Source organism: Anabaena lutea FACHB-196, assembly GCF_014698305.1.
GTDB lineage: Bacteria > Cyanobacteriota > Cyanobacteriia > Cyanobacteriales > Nostocaceae > Anabaena > Anabaena lutea.
On record NZ_JACJST010000037.1, the window covers coordinates 11760 to 36939 of the forward strand.

The 25180-nt window shown below is 37.9% G+C and carries 16 protein-coding genes and 1 rRNA gene; 8 read left to right on the forward strand and 9 right to left on the reverse strand.

Annotation, left to right across the window (positions count from 1 at the left end):
* Positions 1-4: 4 nt before the first annotated feature.
* Positions 5-1675, reverse strand: coding sequence for a DUF3352 domain-containing protein (locus tag H6G59_RS25310; protein WP_190720285.1), 1671 nt, complete (start codon positions 1673-1675; stop codon positions 5-7).
* 560 nt (positions 1676-2235) lie between these two features.
* Here H6G59_RS25310 and H6G59_RS25315 point away from each other — a divergent pair.
* From H6G59_RS25315 to H6G59_RS25330, 4 genes are all read left to right on the forward strand, one after another.
* Positions 2236-3348, forward strand: a complete 1113-nt coding sequence (locus tag H6G59_RS25315) for an RRXRR domain-containing protein (protein ID WP_190720288.1) — start codon at positions 2236-2238, stop codon at positions 3346-3348.
* A gap of 288 nt (positions 3349-3636) precedes the next feature.
* Positions 3637-6213: a M1 family metallopeptidase gene (locus H6G59_RS25320; RefSeq protein ID WP_190720291.1), complete on the forward strand. Its 2577-nt coding sequence runs from the start codon at positions 3637-3639 to the stop codon at positions 6211-6213.
* A 919-nt stretch (positions 6214-7132) separates the two neighbouring features.
* Positions 7133-8857, forward strand: a complete 1725-nt coding sequence (locus H6G59_RS25325; protein WP_190720294.1) for an AarF/UbiB family protein — start codon at positions 7133-7135, stop codon at positions 8855-8857.
* A 23-nt stretch (positions 8858-8880) separates the two neighbouring features.
* The gene (locus H6G59_RS25330; protein ID WP_190720297.1) at positions 8881-9255 is read left to right on the forward strand and encodes a hypothetical protein; all 375 of its coding nucleotides are present in this window, start codon (positions 8881-8883) and stop codon (positions 9253-9255) included.
* Positions 9256-9411: 156 nt separating this feature from the next.
* On the opposite strand, the gene H6G59_RS25335 is transcribed toward H6G59_RS25330, so the two are convergent.
* From H6G59_RS25335 to H6G59_RS25360, 6 genes are all read right to left on the reverse strand, one after another.
* Positions 9412-10440 (reverse strand): Npun_R2821/Npun_R2822 family protein, encoded by a 1029-nt coding sequence (locus H6G59_RS25335; protein WP_190720300.1) that lies wholly within the window; start codon positions 10438-10440, stop codon positions 9412-9414.
* Positions 10441-10458: 18 nt separating this feature from the next.
* Positions 10459-11349, reverse strand: a complete 891-nt coding sequence (locus H6G59_RS25340) for an Npun_R2821/Npun_R2822 family protein (RefSeq protein WP_190720302.1) — start codon at positions 11347-11349, stop codon at positions 10459-10461.
* Positions 11350-11353: 4 nt separating this feature from the next.
* On the reverse strand, positions 11354-12322 hold the full coding sequence (locus H6G59_RS25345) for an Npun_R2821/Npun_R2822 family protein (protein ID WP_190720305.1): 969 nt from the start codon (positions 12320-12322) through the stop codon (positions 11354-11356).
* A 4-nt stretch (positions 12323-12326) separates the two neighbouring features.
* Positions 12327-13283: a glycosyltransferase family 10 domain-containing protein gene (locus H6G59_RS25350; protein ID WP_190720307.1), complete on the reverse strand. Its 957-nt coding sequence runs from the start codon at positions 13281-13283 to the stop codon at positions 12327-12329.
* Between the two features lie 88 nt (positions 13284-13371).
* Entirely contained in the window at positions 13372-15621 is a 2250-nt protein-coding gene (locus tag H6G59_RS25355) for an ABC transporter ATP-binding protein (protein WP_190720310.1), read from the reverse strand.
* A gap of 87 nt (positions 15622-15708) precedes the next feature.
* On the reverse strand, positions 15709-16881 hold the full coding sequence (locus H6G59_RS25360; protein WP_190720313.1) for a glycosyltransferase family 4 protein: 1173 nt from the start codon (positions 16879-16881) through the stop codon (positions 15709-15711).
* 639 nt (positions 16882-17520) lie between these two features.
* On the opposite strand from H6G59_RS25360, the gene gloB reads away from it, so the two are divergent.
* From gloB to H6G59_RS25375, 3 genes are all read left to right on the forward strand, one after another.
* Positions 17521-18294 carry a hydroxyacylglutathione hydrolase gene (gene gloB, locus H6G59_RS25365; RefSeq protein ID WP_190720316.1) on the forward strand — a complete coding sequence of 258 codons (774 nt, stop codon included), beginning with the start codon at positions 17521-17523 and terminating at the stop codon, positions 18292-18294.
* A 240-nt stretch (positions 18295-18534) separates the two neighbouring features.
* Complete coding sequence (gene rplI, locus H6G59_RS25370; RefSeq protein ID WP_190720319.1) at positions 18535-18993, forward strand: 50S ribosomal protein L9; 459 nt, start codon at positions 18535-18537, stop codon at positions 18991-18993.
* 174 nt (positions 18994-19167) lie between these two features.
* The gene (locus H6G59_RS25375) at positions 19168-23298 is read left to right on the forward strand and encodes a replicative DNA helicase (RefSeq protein WP_190720322.1); all 4131 of its coding nucleotides are present in this window, start codon (positions 19168-19170) and stop codon (positions 23296-23298) included.
* 45 nt (positions 23299-23343) lie between these two features.
* Here the strand turns inward: H6G59_RS25375 and H6G59_RS25380 are convergent, their stop codons facing one another.
* Both H6G59_RS25380 and H6G59_RS25385 read right to left on the reverse strand, forming a co-directional pair.
* Positions 23344-23874, reverse strand: coding sequence for an FKBP-type peptidyl-prolyl cis-trans isomerase (locus H6G59_RS25380; RefSeq protein ID WP_190720325.1), 531 nt, complete (start codon positions 23872-23874; stop codon positions 23344-23346).
* A gap of 81 nt (positions 23875-23955) precedes the next feature.
* The gene (locus H6G59_RS25385; protein WP_190720328.1) at positions 23956-24279 is read right to left on the reverse strand and encodes a phasin family protein; all 324 of its coding nucleotides are present in this window, start codon (positions 24277-24279) and stop codon (positions 23956-23958) included.
* Positions 24280-25080: 801 nt separating this feature from the next.
* On the opposite strand from H6G59_RS25385, the gene H6G59_RS25390 reads away from it, so the two are divergent.
* Positions 25081-25180 (forward strand): 16S ribosomal RNA (locus H6G59_RS25390); the annotation flags it as partial.

Sequence of the window (25180 nt, forward strand, 5' to 3'; positions counted from 1 at the left end):
TACTTTACTTTGAGGTAGCAGGCTTCAGAGACAACAACATCTCCATTTGACTGGTTGATTTATCGGGGCTATTCACAGTCACACCAAGACCACGAATGGAAGATAAGATAGCAGTAGCTTCCGGGGGAAGGGATTGACCTTGTGTGGCAAAACGAGTGATTAAAGAGGTGGTGCTGTCCATATCTAGATAGAAATAGCCACTGTTGGGTTTCTGTAAAGAACCTGTTACGGTCTTAAATGTATCGCTATTATCAAGGGCTTGACCTTTTTTATCTGCTATTGCTTCACCCACCGGACCACCAATAGCGAAAAATACGGTGTCTTGATCTAGCCACCCATGTGCCACTAAAGCGCCTTGTTGGGGTATTTGCCACTCGGTGATATTTTTACCACCTATGCTTTTTTGGGCAACGTTGAGAGATTGCTTTTTGGCTAAATCATCTAGTTTTGTGAAAGTTGCTTCGGCTGTTTTGCGATCGCTTGTATCAAATACAAAAGCCCCTCCAAAACCAACATTTGCTAACCAACCTTGATTAGATTTCACAGCACCAAAGGCAAATTCTCCGTTCATCCAACTAAAAATATCTTTATCTAAATCAATATTGGCAGATTGTTTTAGCTGTCCGCGAGCTTGTTCAACTCCTTGCTTAAATTCAGGATAATCTTTTGACTGTTCTACAAAAGTTTGCCAACTACGATTAATATTCTGTCCAGTGACTAAAGCAAAAGTATCACTAGGAAATTGTCCAACTATCTGAGCAGGAGTGGTTTGATACTGAAATTTGTTCAGTTGTGGATCTAAATTTGCTACTGTTTTTAACCGCAGTCCCCCATCATCAACACCAATACCTGCTACTACAGATTTTACTTGCTTGAGTTGCATTAAAGTTTGTGGAGGTAATGCCCTAGCCTGGGGATTTAATACTGTTAATTGCTGTACTGTATTAGCGTAATCAGGCAGATAAATCTGAGCAAGGCTGTTTTTAACATCCACACCTTTGTCCAAAATGCTGCTGACACCTTCTTTACTGGCAAAAGAAGCTTCACCTTTATAGGTGTCAATCGCTTTTTCCACTGCTCGTCTTTCTGCTGCTAAGAGTATATGACTATTATTCAAAACTACTGTATATGTTGATTTACCCTTATTTTGAGTAGCAATAATTTTTTCACCTTTGTAGTCTGATTCCTGAACTTGGAGGTCTTTCTGCCCCTTCAACTTGTTAGCAAAATTTAAAGCGTTGAGTTTGTCCTTTATCCCTACTACCAACAGTAAACTTGGCTCCTGCGGTGGTTGGAGAGGTGGATTTGATTGACTAGGTGTAGGAGAACCAGGTGGTAAAACAGCAATCATCACACCACCTATCCAAGGTTGTATGTCTGTTTCGTAAGAAATGTTACTATTATTTAGTAGTTGTTTATTGATATCTCCTAGACTTTTTGCCAATAGCTGTTGCGCTTGTGGAGTGCCAAACTGCTGTAACTTCTGCCAAGATTGTGTGTCAGTATTGATATAAGTTGCCATTAAGGCATTGGATGGTACGACTTTAGCACTACCCAAAGGACTGGAGCTATCTCCAGAGGGAGCTTTTAAATACATATAGGCAGCTAGACCACCTACTACGACTATAGCAGTACCAATAGCAGGAACTAAAAATTTTGATTTACTTTCAGGCATTGTTATTATCCTCTTTTGATCAAATTATGATCAGGTAGTTACAACAGTAATCGTCGGATTTTTGGATTTTTATCACTAATTTCCACTAATTTAGCGGGTATTTACTGATAAAATTAGTATTTCTACACAATACTAATTTGTAGTGACTCTAAAAAAGACTTCACCAGAGTGAGGAGTGAATCCGCAAATGGTATTTTAGTTGATCTCAAAAAAATAGTCAGATGATCTCAAAAAAATAGTCAGACTCTCAGCCACAAGTTATTCTACGCTAGAGGAATAATAGTATTTGTACTCAGTCAATAACCCCACCCGTCGATAGGGATGGGGCTTGTAACTAACAAAAGTTACGTGTTTGACTAGCCCATTGAGACTAATCCTGATACGCACTTCCAAATACTTCCCCAGTTTGGATTATCTGCAAGACTGTTTGTTAAGTCGTTGGGTTAAGCCAAGACATTTTGGAATAGTTGGGCGAGGGGACTTGTACTTGTCTTGGAAAATCGCTCTACTTGGGCAAAGCCCAAGACCGCGTTTTCCGCTTACTCGAAGGATTATCTCTTATGCGAGTACCCGTAATTTCAGCAAATAATATTCCATTAATGCCAACAAAACCTAGTCGTGCTAGGCGTTGGATTAAAACTGGTATTGCAATTGGTAAATTCAACAAATTAGGTATTTTCTATGTTCAGTTGACCTGTGTACCATCTGATACCCAAACACAAGAGATTGTAATTGGATTAGACCCTGGGAAAATGTTCTCTGGTGTGGCTGTTCAATCTCAAAAATACACACTACAAATGTTGCACCTAGTCCTTCCATTTAAAACAATTAAAGACAGAATGAAACAACGGTCTATGATGCGTCGTGGTAGACGTGGTAGACGAATTAACCGAAAATTATCTTTCAGCAAACGTAGCCATCGACAAGCTAGATTTGACAATCGTCGTAGCTCCAAACTACCTCCAAGTATTCGAGCTAATAAAGACTTAGAATACCGCACAATTACTTTATTATGTGAAATCTACCCAGTAAAAACAATTGTTATTGAAGAGGTAGAAGCAAGAGGAAATAAGAGTTTTAGCCCTGTCATGGTTGGTCAAAGATATCAAATTAACCGACTATCTGAACTGACTAATGTGGAATTAAAAAAAGGGTGGGAAGCATCCAACCTTCGTCAATATTTGGGATTGCACAAAGAAAAATCTGATAAGTCTTTACAAATCCCAGAAACTCATGCCGTTGACGCTGTTACTTTGGCTTGTTCAGAATTTGTGAAATACCAAACATGGAACGACATTAAAAATCATGGTGCATCTTGGGTAGGCAATGTAACTATTACTAATGCACAATTTACAATTTTACGTCGTCCTCCAATTAGCCGTAGACAACTACATTTAATGGTTCCATCAAAGGGTGGAAATAGACGTAAATATGGTGGAACTACAACAAGGCATGGATTTAGAAAAGGTGATTTTGTAGAAGCTACCCAGGGTAAGAAAACATTTTTTGGTTGGGTTAGTGGAGACACGGAAAAACAAGTTTCAGTTAGTGATTGTAACTGGAAAAGATTAGGACAATGCACTGCTAAAAAAGTCCGATTGATTAAGCGTTACACGGGATTAATCGTGTTGTCAACTCGGAAAATGTTTAATTTAACGACATCGAGTCATTAAATTAAACCCGCTATCCCTCCCCAGGTTGCTTCGCACCAAGCTGGGGTATCTCGCGGAAAACAGATGAAAATAGATTACGGTGTGGTATAAGAGACTCTTCGATGATATAAATCTGAAAAATATCAGATGAAATCAGGAGATAGAGACTTGGGAGCAAAATGAGAAGATTGATTCAAATCATCCCATCCCCAAGAAAAATCCCGATCAAATAATCATGTTGATTGGGGATATCCACGTGCAATCGCTATTTGTATGAAAATTTCAGGATTACAAGGTCAGTAATAATCAATGTTGCAGTCTTATTTTGATACCGAGAATAACAGACATAAATCTTTTGAGTTACCAGGGGCTAAACCACACTATAACCCCGATAGACCGGGACAAGTAGAGCATATTTTTCTAGACCTAAATTTGGATATCCCGCACCAAAGTTACTACGGTAATTGTAGCATTCGTCTATTGCCAATCCGCAATAATATTGATCGTTTGACCTTGGATGCTGTAAACCTGAATATCCAATCTGTACAGGTAGACGAAGTAATACAAAAGTTTGAATATGACGGAGAAAAGCTTTCTATTCAACTTTCTCAACCAACTCAGATAGGTAATAGATTATTAATTGCGATCGCTTACTCAGTAGAAAAACCCCAACGAGGGATTTACTTTATTCAACCAGACAAACACTACCCGCATAAACCCACCCAAGTCTGGACTCAGGGAGAAGACGAAGACTCTCGGTATTGGTTTCCCTGCTTTGACTATCCAGGACAGCTATCAACTTCAGAAATTCGTGTCCGTGTCCCCAAACACCTCATTGCAATTTCCAACGGTGAACTGATTGATACAGCAGTTGATGGTGATGACAAAATTTACCATTGGTCACAGCAGCAAGTTCATCCTACTTACTTAATGACATTAGCAGTAGGTAACTTTGCAGAAATTCGGGATGAGTGGAAAGGTAAACCTGTTACCTACTATGTCGAAAAAGAACGGGAAGCAGATGCTAAACGTAGCATGGGTAAAACTCCCCGCATGATCGAATTTTTGAGCGAAAAGTATGGTTATTCCTATGCTTTCCCCAAATATGCCCAAGTTTGTGTAGATGACTTCATTTTTGGAGGGATGGAAAACACCTCAACCACCCTGTTAACAGATCGATGTTTACTAGATGAACGTGCAGTATTAGATAACCGCAACACAGAAAGCTTAGTTGTCCATGAACTAGCACACCAATGGTTTGGGGATTTAGTAGTAATTAAACATTGGTCTCATGCTTGGATTAAGGAAGGAATGGCTTCCTATTCTGAAGTCATGTGGACAGAACATGAATATGGTGACCAAGATGCAGCATATTATCGCTTATTGGAAGCACGTAGTTACTTAAGCGAAGATGGCAGTCGCTACCGTCGGCCAATGGTAACTCATGTTTACCGAGAAGCAATTGAACTTTATGATCGACACATTTACGAAAAAGGATCTTGTGTTTATCACATGATTCGCACAGAATTGGGAGATGAATTATTTTGGCAAGCTATTCAAATATTTGTTCAAGATAATGCTCACAAAACTGTAGAAACAGTAGACTTACTAAGGTCAATTGAAAAAGCAACTGGACATAATCTCACTTTCCTTTTTGACCAGTATGTTTATCGTGGTGGTCATCCAGATTTTCAAGTTGCTTACTCTTGGGATGGTGATGCTAATTTAGCCAAGGTGACTGTTACTCAAACCCAAGCAAGTGATGACAGTAAGGATTTGTTTGACCTGAGAATTCCCATAGGTTTTGGTTACACTCAGTCAGAATCAGCACTTAAAACTTTCACTGTGCGCGTGAATGAACGAGAACAAAGTTTCTATTTTCCATTAACAGAAAAGCCAGATTTTATCAGCTTTGATGTGGGCAATAATTACCTGAAAACTGTAGCTTTAGAATATCCAGTCCCGGAACTAAAAGCACAGTTGCAATTTGATCCTAATCCTGTTTCTCGCATCTATGCAGCCGAAGCTTTGGCTAAAAAAGGCGCATTAGAAGCTACTAAAGCATTATCAGCAGCTTTACAAAATGATCCGTTTTGGGGTGTGCGGGTAGAAGTAGCTAAACAATTAGCAGAAATTAAATTAGATCAAGCCTTTGATGGTTTAGTTTCTGGTTTGCAAGATCCCAGTCCTTATGTTCGCCGTGCTGTGATAGAGTCTCTATCTCAAATAAAAACCCATACAAGTTATAAAGCTGTTAAAGGTTTTGTTCAAGATGGCGATGCGAGTTACTATGTGGAAGCTGCTGCTTGTCGGACTATTGGGGCAATAGCGGCTGCTAATTTGGAAGATAAACCCCACGAAGAAAAAGTCATCAAGCTACTGAAAACTGTTTTAGAAGAAAAAGCAGGTTGGAATGAAGTTGTACGCAGTGGTGCAATTGCTGGTTTAGCAGAATTTAAAACCTCAGAATCTGCTTTGAATTTGCTGATTGAATACACTAAACTCGGCATTTCCCAACCGTTACGTCTAACAACAATTCGCAATTTAGGCAAAATTTCTGTTGGTCAAACTCCTACTAATATTGAACGGATTTTAGATCGATTAGCAGAAATAGCTAGAGAGACTTTCTTTTTAACGCAAATGGCAGTAGTGTCAGCATTGGGACAAATGGAAACACCGAAAGCGATGGGCATTTTACAATCTTTAGCTAATCAAACAGCAGATGGGCGTGTCCGTCGTTATGCTGAGGAGGAAGTTACCAAAGTCCAAAAGAATATTGGCCCAGAAAAAACCTTGCGTCAAATGCGTGAAGAACTAAATCAACTCAAACAACAAAACCAGGAACTAAAAAGCCGCTTGGAAACTTTGGAAGCAAAATCAAAGTAGCGTTAATTAAAAGTAACCAAATTTTAGATTTTGGGTTGAATAATTCAAAATCTAAAATCTCATAGGGTTATTAGATCAAAATGAAAGATTAAGTTAAGAGAGTTTAGCGCAGCTTCACAAAGAAACGGTACTTACCAATCAATACACACTGATGTTTACCTTGATGATTTTCAGCCAGATAAGCTATACTCAAAACGGTTGGGACATGGACTTTTGTAAAATCAGGAAAAACCTAGATTTGTAAGGGTTTAGCAGTGCTAAACCCCTACCCGCAGAATCAAATAATTAAGCTGTGTTGAGTATAAAAAGTATCTTTAATTACGTATTATTTTTCTCTTTATTTACGTATTATTTTATTTACAAGCATCTTTTGATGCGATTAACTACGGAGTTTATATTGTTGATTGTGGAGTAAAAATAATTTATATAATCAGCTTGTGCGGTGATCTCAAGTTATGCTGTTTGCTTATACTAAGTATAAAAAGTTGATAAAATATAAAGTTCCAATATTATTCTTTTATAAAGAATGATTAAGAAAATATAAAATAGTCCAGATATTAGATAAATGTTTGTACTTTTATAAAGTATAATTAAGGAAAAGATAAACAAATCTAGGCAGGTCAGATAGCCTTAGTCTGCCTCATAAAGTACCTAGAAATAGGCAAAGCTTAATTCTTTCTTGTAACTAAAACCGAAAGAAGCTCCACATTTTATCCGGAATGGTAAATGAGTGGATAAGTTTACAGTGGGGCTGGATGCTATCTGCTGTATAGGTAAAAAAGCTAACCTAACATTATATAGCAATTAGTGTTAGCAAGTAGTCAAATCAAAACCTACTACTATCCTTGATGAGCAACCAGCTTGTGAATCAGGAGAAAAGCAATAGTGTAAATTTCCCAGTTGAAGAGGCAATAAAGGCGTGGGTCAGTATCAACCTGCTCAACTAAGGCAGTATAATCCAGAAGCGATCGCTCGTTACTATAGTTACCGTCCCTGGTTAGCTTGGGGCAGATTCTTGAGAATCATCCTCTCTTTTGCAGGCTTTATCTTCAGTCTCAAATGGGATGAATGGCAAAATCAAGTTGAGCAGAACAAGGGTAAACGAGCTACTCAGTTGAGAGAACTGCTCACTAATCTTGGGCCTACTTTTATTAAAGTTGGTCAAGCCCTTTCCACCAGACCTGACTTAATCCGCAAAGATTTTTTAGCAGAATTGGTGAAGTTGCAAGATCAGTTACCACCTTTCAATAATGCCTTAGCTTACCAGATTATTGAAAGTGAACTAGACCGACCAATTCAAGAAGTATTTAGCGAACTTTCACCAAATCCTGTAGCAGCAGCTAGTTTAGGTCAAGTTTATCGGGGTCGTTTAATTAGTGGTGAAGAAGTAGCCGTGAAGGTACAACGCCCTAACCTACATCCCGTAATTACAAAGGACTTGTACTTAATGCGCTGGGCGGCAGGTTGGCTGACACCTTGGCTACCTCTCAATCTCGGTCACGACCTGAGATTAATTGTGGACGAGTTTGGGACAAAACTATTTGAAGAAATTGATTACATCAACGAAGGTCGCAACGCAGAAAAGTTTGCTAGTAACTTCCACGATGATCCTCAGGTCAAAGTTCCCTCTATTTATTGGCGTTATACCAGTAATCATGTTTTAACTCTGGAATGGATTAACGGCTTTAAACTAACAGATACCCAAAGCATTAGCGCAGCAGGTTTAGATCCAGAAACAATTATCCAGATAGGTGTTACCTCTGGATTGCAACAATTGTTAGAGCATGGCTTTTTCCATGCCGATCCCCATCCAGGTAATTTGTTTGCTGTCCCCGATGGTCGGATGGCTTACATTGATTTTGGCATGATGGATCAGTTGGAGGAAACCACCAAAGAGACACTGGTAGATGCACTAGTGCATCTAGTAAATAAAGATTACACCGACCTAGCTGAAGACTTTGTCAAACTGGGCTTTCTGGCTCCAGATACAAATATTTGCCCAATTGTGCCAGCATTAGAATCTGTGCTGGGAAATGCTATTGGCAAAAATGTCAAGGATTTTAACTTCAAAACTGTTACTGATGAATTTTCGGAATTGATGTATGAATATCCTTTCCGAGTACCTGCAAAATTTGCTTTAATTATTCGTTCCCTGGTGACACAGGAAGGTATTGCTCTGAGCCTTAACCCAAATTTTAAAATTGTGGAAGTAGGTTATCCCTACATAGCACGGCGGTTGCTAACTGGGGAATCTCCAGCATTGAGGCGGCGGTTACTCAATGTGTTGTTTAAAAATGGTAAATTCCAATGGCAGCGGTTAGAAAATTTAATTTCCATTGCTCGCACTGATGAAGAATTTGATGTCTTACCTACAGCGAAAATGGGGTTACAATTCATACTATCCGAAGAAGGGAAATTTCTCCGTCGTCAGTTGGTTCTTGCACTCACTGAAGATGACCGTTTGCACACAGAAGAAATGCAAAGGCTGTGGAATTTAGTCAAAAATGACTTACCACCGAATCGCTTATTAGATGTAGCGGTAGGTATTTTGACAGAGCTATCGAGGGAAGGCGTAGCTGCTATTTTACCAAACGCCATATCCTTTGCGGGCTTTACCATAAACCAATCATCAAGTAAAAATTAATTTAATAACAATCAGGAGTTTTCATGTACTATTACCCTTTACAACCGCCATATTTCTTACTTTTGGCTGGATTTCTCACAGCATTAACTTCTGGTTTAGCATTGTCGGGAACTCTGAAAGTAATTGTGCAGAAATGGCCAAGTGATCCCCAAGAACCTATAAAATCTCGTTCTTCCTTAAAACAATTATTTGTGCCATTTATCGGCATCACTGGAGGTATTTGTTTATTTATGTCTTCAGGTTTAGAAATCTTTGGCTTTCCATCTCCTTTGGCTTTAGGAGTTGGTTTACCTCTGAGTTTACTGACTTGTGTATTTGTTTGGTTGCAGTTAGGAAGTTTGCTGGAGTTTGCTAGAAGTCGCGGAATGCAATCTCTAGATTTAGATTCTTGGTCTTAAATCTTAATAATATAAATCAAGACTTACGCAAATTTTTTTGGTATTCTTTTTTCATTACCTGTGCGTAAGTCCTAAATATTAACCACATCTGCAAGTAGATAATAAAATGGGATGCTCCCTAATAAATCTTCATTGCATTTGTGGTTTTTTCATGGCTTATTGCTTAATTCTATCCTTTAAATTACGATACTTCAGCTTCAAATTCTTAATTTTTTGCCCTACAAAACCTGTGGTAGCCTGCTGTAACTGACTCAAAGAACTGGGACGTTTAAAACTTTGCGGACGCTGTTCTGGAGATTTTAAATATCTATAGTGTAAAAATACATCGCGGTAAGCTATATCAACATCTTCACCAGCACAAAGCTTAGTAAATGATGAGGCAGATATACTCATATAATGCAGGTAAGTGATAGGTTTGCCTTGGTCATATAATATATTATCTACAACGTCAAATTTAGATGACCAATGAGAACCTGTAGCATCATCATGACAGGCGTAGTTATAGGAAGAAATACCACTGCGTAAAACTAAATAGTTGAGAAGTGTTTGATCGGATGCAATCCAATGTAATACATCAGCTTCACCTGATTCCAATTTATCTAGTAAATTGGCTAACATGGTATCATCAAAAACACACTTTTTAGAAGCAAACCAACCAGAGCAAAAAACATCGTTTATGATTTTTTCTCTTTGAAAGACTTCGGTTATTTTTTCTTCTGTCCAATTGAAAATATAGTTCAGATCCGATTTATGTTGAAAATCATTTGTCACCCAATCATATTCATCTAATTTTTGATAAAATTCATCCAGTGATTTCATTAAAAGTGTATCACCATCAAAGAAAATAAACTTATCAAACGGTCCATCTAGGCAACAAAGCTTTCTATATCTTTGAGTACGAAAATTATTTGGTAAACCACGTTTCCTCATCAATTCTTGTGATCTCTTATGGCTTTTACATACGCGACTTCCAAATTCTTCCCAGCGAGCTATGGAAGCTGCATCATCAAATAGGTTCACATTATTTCTGGTGTCAATTTCGACTTTGACTTTTTCTATATTATCATCATAGGGAATAACATAAACAGGAATTTCCCTACCAGCATTAACTTCTATACTGTTGAGTAAAGCTACCAATTGGTCATAAACCACATCGTTAGCTAGGGTGTAAATACCGTTAACCATACAAATAGCTCCTCAATATTAAATGCGGTGAGCAATAAAAGGAAATAAGCGACGAGTTAGTTTAGGAATAAAGGCGAATTGGCCCTCATGTAGATAGCGATAATGTTGCCACAATTGCCAATAAGGACTACCAGGCTTCATTTTTATACCAGCCCAATGCAAATATTTTAGTCGTTTTCCTTTATCATAAAGTACATAATCTTGTTCTTGAAAATTACGGGAACCACCCCAACTACCCGGTCCACCGCCGGGAATTTTGACGAGATTACCACGTTTAGCAATTAACTTAAGAATAAGATAATTTAAAACAGGTTGGTCTGTGACTCCTTCAGAAAAATCAAAGTATTCACGATGTGTAGCACATTCTTGCAAAGTCTTATCCATTTGTTCATAGCTAATAACACCTTTTCTTGAACCCCAGAAACCACTATTGAAAACATCTTCTAGTTGAATGTCTGTAAAAATTTGTTGCTCTTTTACAAGAGGAGAAAAAATATTTCTAAGTTTGTCATTAGCATGATGATAATCACAACAGAAGAAATCTACCTCAGCCAGTTTGTCTAAGTCGTTGGAGATTTTTTCAAAGACGACAATATCCGTATCAATATAAATAAATTCATCTAGAGGTCCAAACCATGCCACCAATTTCCGCATTTTATTGGGTAAAGCTAGGAAATCTCGATCAAAAATTTCACCTATGCGTTGTGTAAATTTTTCAATTAATTCTAAGTCAGGGAAAATTTTGACCTTGTGTAACTTAGCCAATGTTTCAGCGACTTTATGGTATTTATCATTAAAAGGAATGAGATAAACCGTGACTTCCTGGTCATAGTGACGAATACTATTGAGTAAGGCAATAGCATTTTCAATTACGTGGTCGTTAGCAACAATATAAATTCCCCGACTCATATAGTTATCCTCTAAATAATTTTAATTTTTGTAATGCTTTAGTTAGCAAACCTGGTGGTGAGGCGTTATAAGAACGAGGAGGATTTTTGAAAAATGGGCGTTTATCTGGTTCATGCAGATAGCGATAGTAAAGAAATAAATCTCTATAGGGAAATTCAATATTTTCGCCTGCACATACGGCTTGACTAATCTTGGGTGTGATGCCAATATAATGTAAGTAGGTTAAGCGATTACCTTTGTCATACAATATTCTTTCCTTCTCTTCAAAGTGTTTGGATGTGACTGTGGAACCTGTAACTTGCTCGCTGGGTAAGTAATGAGCTAAATTACAAATTTTTAGACCAGACCTCATAAACATATAGTTAATAACTGGTTGATCACCTCTAGGATAAAGAATTTCTCTTTCACCTGCACGTAGATAAGATAAGAGTTTCGCTATTCTGTTTTCATCAAATAGACCTTTTTTAGATGCGTAAAATCCAGAACAGAATATTTCTGTTTCTAAACGGTTTTGATCAAAAACTTCAAATAATTTTGGGGAGCCAATATTATAAACTTTATCTGGCTGTTTAAATTGAAAATCATAGACTATGCAATCATATTCATCTAGTTTTTGAAACACTAAATCTAGTGAATCCATCACTAAGGTATCAGCATCTAGATAAACAAATTTATCAAAGGGTTCATCAAAGGCACAAAATCGTCGATGTCCACCATAAATTCTGTATTTGCGAGTCATACTTGCTGGACTAGCCTCTAGCATGAATTGATCCCAACGTTGAATTGATTGTTGATTATCGTAAATAAATACATTGGGACGTTTGGCTATTTCCTCAGTTATCCGCTGGATTTTTTCATCAAAGGGATAGATACAAACTGGAATTTCTGATCCCAAGAAAACATCTATACTGTTGAGCAGAGCTACCAGTTGATCGAAAACGTAATCATTGCCAAGGGTGCAAATACCTTTCATATATTTATGAGTATTGAGCAACGAAGTTTGATAACCAATTGAGCAGATTTAGTTTGTGTAAGATAATTTGTCTGGCTTCAGCAATTGCATCTTTAGCAGCATACCATGCATCAGGGGTGGAAATTACTTCTTGGATATAAGCAATACCTTTTTCATCTAAGCTAGGCAATCTTAAAAAACTACCTGTGGGTAATAGTTTATCTGCCGCTGTTCCACCATAGTAAATAGGTAAACACCAAGCTAGTAAACTATCCCAAAGTTTCTCACTCACATACCAATAATTACTAGCATAGTTTTCAATTGCTAGATTATAGTAATACGGTGCCATTCCATACCATTTATTACCAAGTTCTCCTGATGTTTTTACCCATTTTTGTAAACCACGTCCATAGAAATCAACTTGCAGCCCGCTAGATTGTAAAGATTGCAAAAAGTCTAAACGCTGACGATGGTTGGCTGTGCGATTAATTCCTGAGGTAATCCAACTACAGGTAGCTACTTTTTGTGGACATGGCATTTCATTCAAATCCTTAAATGAATTGGAATGATACCAAATTGCTGGCATATAATTAGGAGTAGGAGCAAAATCATCAGGCCCAGAAATATAGCCACAATAATTCTGAGCTTTTTGATAATTATGCTGGTTGATTTCTACAATTTCCTCTAAAGGTGGTTCTCTTAACAAATAAATAATCTGCTCTTTATTGACACCACGTAATAAATTATGAATATTTAACTCTGGTTTTTGCTGCCGTTTCCGTAACCGTTCTAATAACGATAGAGGAGGTGATGGTTTAGGAAAATCAAACTGATACATAAGCAGGAAATCTGGTTTTTCTGCCAGTGCTTGCATTTGTATATTTCCCCAGACACCAAAGGGATGCGGTGTTTGTTGCCACAGCCAATCTGCCCTTGATTCTAAGGCGCGATAGCTGCTAATCATACCGATAGTTTTAATCATGTCATTGTTAATGATTTTTACTTGTAGTTGTAGTTATTCAATAGTTAAAGCAGAGAAAACTCATATCTTCTTAGAATCATTAATAGTTTCAAAGTTTAATGCTATCTTCAAATTTTTCTAAATTACCAAGAAGATAAATAGCGGATTCATATGCTTCTGTAAGTAATTCATTTTGTCCTTCGGTTGAATCTGTCAAGTTATCGGCTAGTGTGCGGAGACTCCCAAATATAGGATTTAGGCAGGAGCGAAATTCATCAAACATATAACTAAAATTTTGATAATACGTAGTAATGTTGCTGTGATTTTGTTCGGCAATAGATACTAATTCTCCTTTGATTTGTCGATTAATTACATCATCGAAAACATCAACGGTATTGAGGATTCTCCAGGCAGATTTGTAGGATTGTTCAAGTAACTCTTGGCGCTCTTGCGAATCATCTACTAGATCATCAAGTAACAAACCTAGCAACCCAATCATTGAGTTTAGTTGTGTGCGAATTTCGTAAGATATGCGGAGCAAGCTCTGATTCCGTTTTTCGGGAGTGTCAGATTTACTGGCAAATTGCATAGAGTATAGGCGTGAATAGTAGCCCCCTTTTTTGAGTAGTTGTTCATGAGTTCCTACCTCTACTACTGAGCCTTGCTCCAAGACGGCAATTTGATCAGCTTTGCGAACTGTTGAAAGTCGATGAGCAATTACTAAGGTGGTGCGATTATGACTCAGTTCATCAAGAGCAGATTGTACCAAGCGTTCCGAAACAGTATCTAAGGCACTAGTAGCTTCATCTAAAATTAGAATTTCTGGGTCTTGAACCAATGCCCGTGCGATCGCTAATCTTTGCCTTTGCCCACCTGATAACATCACGCCTCGATCGCCTATTAGGGTATCAAATTGTTGGGGTAATTTGCTAATAAATTCATAGGCATTAGCCCGCTTTGTCGCTGTGATAATTTCTGCTTCCGTTGCTTCTGGTTTAGCATAGGCAATGTTATTTCGCACCGAATCATTAAAAAGAAACGTGTCTTGACTAACTATTCCCATATGTTTTCGCACAGAGGTTAAATCCAACTCTCGCAAATCTATGCCATCAAAGGTAATACAGCCACTTGTCGGATCATAAAATCTTGGCAAAAGGTCTGCCAAGGTGGATTTTCCAGCCCCAGAACCGCCTACCAATGCTAAAGTTGTACCACAAGGTAAATATAAATTTACATCTTTGAGTACCTGTTTTTCATTGCTAGTATAGGCAAAAGATATTGATTTAAATTCAATTCCTTGGCGTAATGTTTTGTAGGGAAGTTTACCGTTACCCATAAACGGTTTATTTTCTAGCCTTAAAAATTCACTAACTATGGTGACACTGGTAGAAATGCTGGCAAAGTTGCTCCGAAGTGTATTTAATTGAGAAATTAGTGGTAGCAATCGCAACAGCACTAATAAATATGTCAGCAGTACGGTAGAAAGGGCAGTAATTTTATCAGCAAATAAAGTTCTACTTAAAAAAACAATCATCACTAAGCAGGTAACTCCCATGAATTCGCTGAGGGGAGCTATTGCTTCTGAATTAATTTGAGCTTGAAAATCTGCTTTTTCACGAGTTCTAATTAAATTTTTAATGCGGTTATATTCTCTAGTTTCATTACCTGTTGATTTAACTAACCTAATTCCGCTCAGAGTTTCTAGTATGGCGATTGAATATGCCTTGGACATCTCACTAAGTTGTTTACCAAACTTTTTAGAACGAGAAATGAGATGTTGATTCAGCAAGGTTACTACCGACATTAAAGCCGTTGCGGCAATTGTTAGTTGCCAAGAAATTGACAATAATAAACCAACGAAAACTAAAATAGTAATTGATAGGGTAGTTAACCTGATTGTATTACCTATGGCCGTAGAAGCACGACCCATTTCTCCGCCTAAGCGATTAATTAAATCGCCTACTTTGGTTTTAGTATAATAATCAACGTCTACATTTATTAATATACTGAGTCCAGCTTCTCGCATATCCGAAGTGATCCTCCGGTTCAAAGAACTTGATGTCAAGGAACTAGTATAAGAAGCTAAATTCTTTAAAGCAATTGTGCCTATTATCGCCCCTGCCATAAATCCAATTTGGTAATTTTCTGGCACATTGTTAAACGGATTCATGATGGCTTTAAGAATACCGGGAGCGCCTTGAAAGTCTACTTCTTGTCCTACTATTCTTAAAATTACTGGCACAATTAGCGCTGTGCTAATACCATTAAATAAAGCTCCAGAAAATCCTAATAATATTGTTAATACAATTAACCTTGGATAAGGTTTGGCAAATCTTAGTAGTAGTTTTCTGGTAGACATTGGGTGTGATTATATGGAAAATACAGTTATTTTTAACAAAAATAATCCTAGTTCGGAATTCCTTTATTAATTTTTTCTCATCTCTATTTATAAATTAGCAATAACTGACTCAAGTACAGAAGACATAGAATCGATACTATATTTGGCGACACATCTGTCTCTTGCTTTGAGCGCACGCTGGTTAGCTGCATCTAAATTCTCAAATATCAATTTAATCTTTTCTGCAATTTGTACTGGCGCTTCAGGATCAACTAAATAACCAGTTTCATCTAAAATTTCGGGAATGTCTCCTACACGTGTTGCTAAAACGGGTTTAGCCATTGCCATTCCATCTGTTAACTTGAGGGGAAATTGAGCTAAAGCTGCGTTTGTATTTCTTTGTGGAACAACGATTACGTGGGCTGCTGCCACAATTTTAGGCATTTCTGTAGCTGGATATTTTGGTAGTTTTATAATCCAACGTCCCCATTTTTCTGAGAGTTGAGCATCATAGTCATCATAAGGGCTTCCACCTACAATCACGAGTTTTAAATCTGGTTCATTAAGAAGTTCGAGTGCCATTAACACGTCTTCGACACCTTTATATGGTCTAGGTGCGCCAGGAAACATTAAAATTCTATACCCTGATAGTCCATAGTCGATTCTACTTTTTTCTGGATTATAGTGATTGGGATTAAAGAGTTCCGTATCTTTTCCATTTGGTAAATATACGCCACCAAATCGCTCTTGTAAAAATTTAGTATGAATTGTAATAGCGTTTGCTTTGTGAGTCATTCCTTCCATCATTTTTAAATAAAACGGATTATCTGGCTGTCTCAAAGCCCCATCCGGTTTAAAAATGTCCCGATAAAGCTGCTTTGGGGATACACTATATTGCCATTTTTCACCACCATACCAACTTAATTCCCAGTCGTCTATATCTAAAACTATAGGTTGATTAGTTTTTAATTTTTGCAGTAATGCTAAACCAAAAGTTGTCGGTTTTGGCCTCATAGCATAAATAATATCCCCATCAATTTTTTTCAAAAGCTGAGAAGCTGATTTCAGGAATTTTGGGTAGTTATAGCCCTGAAGGTGAGTAACCATAGTTTCTGATTTAGGAATTACGGCTGCTTCTTGTCCAAATATAAATCCTAATATTTCGACTTGATGATTAAGTTTTTGCAAGGCTTGTGCTAACAGAAAAGAACGAACAGATCCGCCTCCCCACCTTCCTGCTCCAGCACTAGATAAATCACTGACGACTATAGAAATTTTCAATTTTGGTATTCTCTCTTCTCAGTGCAAAATTTTTAATTTATTTATAATCGAAACAGTACTGTTTTTAATTATGATTCCTCGCAACTAACAGTTTTATAAATATTTTTACATTTTTACCATGTTGATAATTCTGGCAATCTTCTGGACGAATATTTAACTCCCATAATGATGTTAATTTGGTTGTAAATATTGGAAATTAGCACTGCTCTATTTGCTAGATCTTTTGCTAACGGTTGTAAATAATTCAGTATTTTATCTATATCTTTGCTAATATGGTAAATGTCTTCTATGAACCATCCGTCACAAAAAAGCCAGCTTGGAAAAAGGTGATTGCGTTAAGGTGGAGTTGTTCGACCATATTGGAATTATTCCAATTAGAAGGTTTATCTTTGTTAAATATTAATTGTGTTAAATAGTTCGCATATATAAAGTTGGAATCTAGGTTAACATTGATAAGTATATACTCTCCTGGGTAGTATTGCATAACCAAGAAGGTATGATTTTATATTATTATACCAGGCATTTTTTCATTTGTATTTAAAGTAACGGTAATTATTGGCAATTTTCTGTGAAGTTATGTAAGCATCAAGATAATTAGTTAAATTTAACACTTGATTTTACTGAGTAGAGGACAAATAAATGCAAGTAATTCGTCTTGAGGCACTTTCTGACAACTATATATTTTTGCTACATGATCCACAGCAAAATATTGCTGCGGTTGTTGATCCGGCAGAGGCTGAACCTGTTTTAAAGCAACTAGCACAACTGCAAGCTGAGTTAGTAGCTATTTTTAACACACATCATCATCAAGATCATGTGGGCGCTAATCAGCAGTTAATGCAAAACTTCCCCCAATTAGTAGTTTATGGTGGAGTTGAAGATCGGGGAAGGATTCCTGGACAGCAGGTATTTTTGCAAGATGGCGATCGCGTACAATTTAGCGATCGCACTGCTGAAGTATTTTTTGTTCCCGGACATACCCGCGCTCACATCGCTTACTACTTCCCCCCAGTAACAGCGCTAGAGACAGGAGAATTATTCTGCGGTGACACTCTGTTTGCTGGCGGTTGTGGTCGTTTATTTGAAGGGACACCAGCCCAAATGGTAGAATCCTTAAGTAAACTCCGAGCTTTACCTGATAATACTCGTGTTTGGTGCGCCCACGAATATACCTTAAGCAATTTGCGATTTGCTCTTACCGTTGATAGCGATAATACCGATTTACAAAAACGTTACGATCAAGTCAAGGCTATGCGCGATCGCCAAGAAGCTACAATTCCCTCACTATTAGAAATCGAAAAGCTTACCAATCCTTTTTTACGTTGGGATAAACCTTCATTGCTATTAGCGGCAAACAGCAATGAGCCAATTCAAACTTTTGCGTGTATTCGCGGAATGAAAGACAAATTTTAGTAATTAGTCAGCAGTGAAGAATAATTTGTTAACAAACCACCGTCATTTACTGCTAGAATTCTTTGATGCCAACAGGTTTTTAATATTTTTGGCTTTTTAGTATTGCGATCGCCCCCTGCATTTCGCTACGATCTGTAAGCTTTGGGGTTTTGGCAAAGTCGCTTGGGGTCAAGCTACACTCATGTGAGCTATCCTACTAACACCCAAATTAATCATATTTTACAGGAAAAACGCAAGAAGATGGCGAAACGTGTGCAGTTAGTTTTAAATCAAGATATCACCAAGCTGGGAAAATCCGGCGACTTAGTTGACGTAGCTCCCGGCTATGCCCGTAATTATCTGATCCCCCAAAAATTGGCAACTCATGCCACCCCTGGTATTCTCAAACAAGTAGAACGCCGCCGCGAAAAAGAACGTCAGTTGCAATTAGAACTGAGAGCGCAAGCCGAAGAGCAAAAAGCAGCTATAGAAAAAGCTGGTAGCTTGAAAATTGCCAAGCAAGTTGGTGAAAACGAAGCTATTTTTGGTACAGTTACAACCCAAGATATCGCCGAAGCAATTCAAGCGGCTACAGGTCAAGAATTAGATCGGCGTGGTATCACGATTCCTGATATTAATCACTTGGGTACTTACAAAGCTGAAATTAAGCTGCATTCTGAAGTAACAGTACAAATTGACATTGAAGTAGTTCCTAACTAATTACTGCTTGCTTTGTCACCACAGATAAGTTATCTGTGGTTATCCTTTTTTGCGGTTGAGGCGAGGAATTAAGAGGAATTAATGGGAATTAAAATAGCCTCAAAAGCCTCCAACCGTAGATTTTGGATTACAAGGGTGTATTGTTAAACCCTGCCGAACAATCTAAAATCGCTTATGGCTGAAGAACTAAACTTTCAAAGTGATGCTAGTAATCGCCTCCCACCCCAAAACATCGAAGCAGAAGAAGCGATTTTGGGGGGAATTTTACTAGATCAAGAAGCAATTACTCGAGTTAGCGATCGCCTCGTTCCCGAAGCTTTTTACATTAGCGCTCACAGAGAAATATATCAAGCAGCGCTGCGTCTTCATGCTCAAGGTAAACCCACAGACTTACTTTCCCTTACCAGCTGGCTAACTGATAACGACAAACTTACACTCATCGGTGGTAGAAATAAATTAGCAACTTTAGTAGATCGCACAGTTTCAGCAGTTAACATTGATGCATTGGCAGGATTAGTAGTTGAAAAATACCTGCGACGGCAATTAATTAAAGCTGGTAATGAAATTGTTCATCTTGGTTTTGAGACAGAAACCGAATTACCTATCGTTCTCGATCAAGCAGAACAGAAAGTTTTTGGCGTTACTCAAGAAAAACCCCAATCAGGTTTAGTTCATATTTCTGATACCCTGATTAATACCTTTCAAGAAGTAGAAAAGCGGCATGAAGGCATCGCTTTACCAGGTATCCCTTGCGGTTTTTATGATTTAGATGCTATGACTACCGGTTTCCAGCGCTCTGATTTAATTATCGTCGCTGGTAGACCATCAATGGGTAAATGCCTGAGTTATGACTCAGAAATCGTCCTAGCAGATGGACAAATTTCCACAATTGAAGAATTGTATCAGCAACGGCAAGGTTCATTATTAACATTAAATGATGATTGGAAATTGACCTTTACCCAACCATCTGCATTTGTAGATGATGGAATTAAACCAGTTTTCCGAGTCACAACTCGCTTGGGTCGGGCAATTGAAACTACAATTACTCACCCATTTTTAACTATTAAAGGTTGGCAGAGGTTAGAAAATCTCCAAGTTGGAAATAAGATTGCCATCCCTCGGAAAATAGATGTGTTTGGTACAGAAACTATCCGCGAGTGTGAAGTCAAATTATTAGGATATTTAATTGGTGATGGTGGTTTAACTAATAGCACTCCTAGATTTACAAACAGTAATCCATTACTGCAAACAGAGTTTTCCCAAGCAGTAACTGAATTTGGTGGTTTGTCAGTAAGATGGGAAGATTCCCAAGGACAACGGACACCTTCATTATGTGTTCGCGGAGATTTGGAATTTATTGCTACTCAAAGACAACTTTTTGCGGAAAATCTCAAAATTGCTATTAGTTCTCGTTCATTATCTGCTAAAAAATTGAGCGATGAACTAGGAGTAACTCCATCTTTACTTTCTATGTGGCAGAAAGGAGAGTGCGTACCCAATGATGACACTTTTCAGCTATTGTGTAAAACTCTGGGAATGGAGTTAGAAGAATTTGCACCTCATGGATTTGCTAGTATCAGCAAATCGAGTAAAAATTCTTTGAGAATTTGGTTAGAAAAATTAGGTTTATGGGGTAAAAATGCTCATGCTAAGAATATTCCATCAATTGTCTTTAAATTAGAAAAATCACAATTATCATTGTTTCTAAATCGTCTCTTTGCTACTTATGGTTGGGCTACTTTACTTAATAGTGGTCAATCACAATTAGGTTATTGTACAGTCAGCGAAAAACTAGCAAGACAAATTCAACATCTGTTATTAAGATTTGGAATTATTGCTGCTTTGAAAAAACGGTCTGTAAAATATAATAATACTCGTAGACCAGCATGGCAATTAGATATTACTGATGCTTTATCTATCAAAAACTTCATTGCAGAAATTGGCATTTTTGGCAAAGAAGCAGCATTAGCAAAAGTTACAGAAGCAATATATCAAAAAAGATATCAAACCAATCGTGACTTAATACCTGTAGAGATTTGGGAACAGATAGCATTAGCTAAAGGTAGCGAAACTTGGAGTAGTTTAGCTCAACGGGCTGGGATTAAAAGCTATACAAATATCCATGTCGGTAAGCGGGCATTAAAACGGGAAAGATTATGGATTTTAGCCACTGCTTTAGATAATTTACCACTTCAGCAATTAGCAAATAGTGATGTATATTGGGATGAAATCATTTCTATTGAACCAATTGGTAACAAACAAGTTTATGATTTAACAATTCCCGAAACACACAACTTTATTGCTAATGATATTTGTGTTCACAATACGGCATTTTGCCTGAACTTAGCACACAATATCGCCTCTGGTTACAAATTACCAGTCGCTGTTTTTAGTTTAGAAATGTCCAAAGAACAACTAGTACAGAGACTATTAGCCAGTGAAGCAGGAATTGAAACTAGTTATTTACGCAGCGGACGCATCAGTCAAACCCAGTGGGAACCTTTAAGTCGTGCAATTGGTAATCTTTCCGATATGCCAATTTTTATTGACGACACCGCCAATATAACAGTTACGCAAATGCGGAGTCAAGCGCGACGACTTCAAGCAGAACAAAATATGCAATTGGGATTGATCGTGATTGATTACCTGCAATTAATGGAAGGTGGTGGTGATAATCGGGTTCAGGAATTATCCAGAATTACGCGATCGCTCAAAGGTTTAGCCCGTGAATTATCTGTGCCAATCATAGCTCTATCTCAGTTAAGTCGAGGCGTGGAATCTCGCACCAACAAACGCCCGATGTTATCTGATTTACGTGAATCCGGTTGTTTAACAGGTGATAGTCTAGTCACATTGGCAGATACCGGATTACAAGTCCCAATTAAAGAATTAGTATGTAAATCTGGTTTTGCAGTTTGGGGACTGAATGAAAACACAATGAAGTTAGAAAGGGCAATTGTCAGCAATGCCTTTTCTACAGGTGTGAAACCAGTATTTACCTTGAAAACTCGATTAGGAAGAAAAATTAGAGCGACAGGTAATCACAAATTCCTCACAATTAATGGTTGGAAAAGACTTGATGAGTTAAGTCCTAAACAACATCTATGTTTACCAAGACATCTACCTATTTCTGGTAAACAAACCATGACTTATGCTGAGGTTGCATTATTAGGACATTTAATAGGTGATGGTTGTACATTGCCACGTCATGCTATACAGTACACTACCAGGGAGAGAGATTTAGCAGAAAAAGTTGCATATTTAGCAAAAGAATTGTTTGGAGATGCCATTGTTCCTAGAATTTCCCCTGAACGTGGTTGGTATCAGGTTTATTTACCAGCAGCACAACGCTTAACTCATAGTGTTAGAAATCCAATAGCCAAATGGCTAGACTCTCTTGGAGTTTTTGGTTTAAGGTCTTACGAAAAGTTTGTGCCTCAAGACTTGTTTTCACAGCCCCAAGAGTTAATAGCTTGCTTTCTGCGGCATCTTTGGTGTAAAGATGGTTCTATAAAGTTGCTTGCTGGCAAAAAACCAAGACCTATTGCATATTATGCAAGTAGCAGTGAAAGACTAGCGTTTGATGTTCAGGCACTTTTATTAAGATTGGGCATTAATGCAAGACTGAAAATGATTCCTCAGCCTGGTAAGGGTAGAAATCAGTATCATGTCACAATTACTGGTAAGCCTGACCTTGAGTTATTTATTCAAAAGATTGGAGCGGTAGGAGAATACAAATTAGGTTCATTACAAGAAATCTCTGAACACCTTGAAAATTGCATTCATAACCCTAACCGAGATGTAATACCCAAAGAGGTTTGGAAAACTTATGTTGTACCTGCAATGCAAACTATTGGGATGACAACCAGAGAAATACAATATCGCATGAAAAAATCATATTGTGGTTCTACACTGTACAAAGCAAATTTAAGTCGAGAAAGAGCATTAAAAGCTGCTAATATTGTTGAATCAAGTGAGTTACTTGCCCTTGCCAACAGTGATGTATATTGGGATGAAATTGTGGCAATCATACCTGATGGAGAAGAAGAAGTATTTGACTTAACAGTTTCTCATTTGCATAATTTTGTAGCTAATAATATCATTGTTCACAATTCAATTGAACAAGACGCAGATTTAGTAATCATGCTATACCGTGATGAATACTATACACCAGACACACCAGATCGAGGAATAGCCGAAGTGATAGTGGCTAAACACCGTAACGGGCCAACAGGTACAGTTAAACTTTTATTTGATCCGCAATTTACAAAGTTTAAAAATCTAGCTCGACCAAATAATTATTAATTGGGAATTGGGAAAAAGTTTTTACCAGTCCCCAGTTCCCAGTTATTACTTAATACCCAGTAATTCTACATCAAAAAGCAAAGTAGCATTAGGTGGAATGACTCCACCAGCACCCCGCGCACCATAACCTAACTCTGGAGGGATGATTAGCTGACGGCGATCGCCTACTTTCATCGTACTCAGTCCTTCATCCCAGCCTTTGATTACCTGTCCGGTACCAATTTTAAACTCGAAGGGTTGGCCGCGATCGCGTGAACTATCAAACTGCTGACCATTTTCTAAAGTACCGACATAATGAACTACAACCGTTTGTCCTTTTTGAGGAGTCGCTCCCTTTTCTTTCCCCTTTGCTAACTCAACATACTTCAGTCCAGAGGGGGTAGCTACAACATTCGCTTCCGACATAGTATTGCTCGCTATGAGATTATTGTTTTCTTCAATTACAGTAGTAGCTGCTGGTAAAGTTTGAGTCAATTGAGACGCAGTAGCAGTATTTTTGGACTCGCCAACTTGCGCCAGGATCAAAGCTCCAACACATACCAGCATAAATACTACGCTGAGTAAAATTCCTTTCAAAATTAGCACTCCCTATATTAGGTAGTTCGGTAATCAGATTACCAACAGCACAAAAAACAGTTTAAATCAGAAATGAGTTTCCTAACGCCAAAGCTTATTTTCCAAATCTCGCACTTGACGCTCTAAACGGTCTATTCTCCCTCGTAATTCATCTACCTCTGACTGACGAGCCACCCCCAAATCTTGCATCATGTTTCGCATTTGTCTTTGCATTTGCACGTCCCAGTTGCCTTGCTCTGACTTTAATTGCTCTACAATGTTATCCATTACTGATTTGGCTTGTTCAGGATTTAACTTACCATCCTTCACCAGTTCCTCGCTTACTTCCTTGAGTTTGTCTGCTACCAAAGAGGTTGTGCCAATACCCAGCATCATTATTTGTTGCAACCAGTTGTTGCTGTCCATACTCCCTTCCTGTTACTTGTTTCTAACCAGCAAACCTTGACTCCTTACCCTATCCAACACAGCTATGCTGGAAGCGTAGTGATTCTAGCCTACAGATCTATTTTGGCAAATTTGTAAACATAACAGATTAAAAGATGTAGTTGTGGAAATGCTAAACCCAGATTTCTCAGCTACAGCGCCCTAAAATTTTTTCATCTCTGACACCGCCTAAATTTCCGAAAAAACCTCTCATAACATAGGTGGTGGTTTTTCACATACAGAGAGGAGTCAGGCAGGAGTCAGGAGTAAAACAGCTTGATACTTGATTAGTGATTAAAATTTTGTACTTCGTTGACCAAGAATAAACTGTAGCTATGGAAGTTAGAGTAAAACACAAGCAGACTTTTGGTTATGGCAGATTTAGCTGTAATAATCCTGAAACATCTAGACTTGGCTTCAAACATTGAGACATTAACCCATTTTTCTGGAATATATGGTGATTATTATCGATTATGAGTAATTGTGTCTTCCCCCCATGAATGATATTATCCCTTACTGGACAAGGCTTGCATCTTCATCTATCTAATCTATATACAGAAGTCCAAAAAAAGTTTATCGAACCCCTTGACAAGAAAGAAGAGAGATTGCTATATTGATTGAGTGAGGGCAAGCGCCCAAACAACTGAACCGAGAAAAAATAATACTTTGAAAGAGTAAGAACGATAATACCTGGTCATAAAAGAATAAACTGAGAGATTCTTGAAAGAGAAAGAAGAGTCTGGAAGTTAAAAAAATTGTAGAGCTACAAACTCGTGACACAACAAAACGGAGAGTTTGATCCTGGCTCAGGATGAACGCTGGCGGTATGCTTAACACATGCAAGTCGAACGGAATCCTTAGGGATTTAGTGGCGGACGGGTGA

What these genes read in the sequence shown, in the direction of transcription:
- H6G59_RS25385 (WP_190720328.1), bottom strand. Translation starts at nt 24,279, where the DNA reads ATGGACAGCAACAACTGGTTGCAACAAATAATGATGCTGGGTATTGGC.
- H6G59_RS25330 (WP_190720297.1), top strand. Translation starts at nt 8,881, where the DNA reads ATGTACTATTACCCTTTACAACCGCCATATTTCTTACTTTTGGCTGGA.
- H6G59_RS25355 (WP_190720310.1), bottom strand. Translation starts at nt 15,621, where the DNA reads ATGTCTACCAGAAAACTACTACTAAGATTTGCCAAACCTTATCCAAGG.
- H6G59_RS25350 (WP_190720307.1), bottom strand. Translation starts at nt 13,283, where the DNA reads ATGATTAAAACTATCGGTATGATTAGCAGCTATCGCGCCTTAGAATCA.
- H6G59_RS25375 (WP_190720322.1), top strand. Translation starts at nt 19,168, where the DNA reads ATGGCTGAAGAACTAAACTTTCAAAGTGATGCTAGTAATCGCCTCCCA.
- H6G59_RS25315 (WP_190720288.1), top strand. Translation starts at nt 2,236, where the DNA reads ATGCGAGTACCCGTAATTTCAGCAAATAATATTCCATTAATGCCAACA.
- H6G59_RS25345 (WP_190720305.1), bottom strand. Translation starts at nt 12,322, where the DNA reads ATGAAAGGTATTTGCACCCTTGGCAATGATTACGTTTTCGATCAACTG.
- H6G59_RS25320 (WP_190720291.1), top strand. Translation starts at nt 3,637, where the DNA reads ATGTTGCAGTCTTATTTTGATACCGAGAATAACAGACATAAATCTTTT.
- gloB (WP_190720316.1), top strand. Translation starts at nt 17,521, where the DNA reads ATGCAAGTAATTCGTCTTGAGGCACTTTCTGACAACTATATATTTTTG.
- H6G59_RS25310 (WP_190720285.1), bottom strand. Translation starts at nt 1,675, where the DNA reads ATGCCTGAAAGTAAATCAAAATTTTTAGTTCCTGCTATTGGTACTGCT.
- rplI (WP_190720319.1), top strand. Translation starts at nt 18,535, where the DNA reads ATGGCGAAACGTGTGCAGTTAGTTTTAAATCAAGATATCACCAAGCTG.
- H6G59_RS25340 (WP_190720302.1), bottom strand. Translation starts at nt 11,349, where the DNA reads ATGAGTCGGGGAATTTATATTGTTGCTAACGACCACGTAATTGAAAAT.
- H6G59_RS25335 (WP_190720300.1), bottom strand. Translation starts at nt 10,440, where the DNA reads ATGGTTAACGGTATTTACACCCTAGCTAACGATGTGGTTTATGACCAA.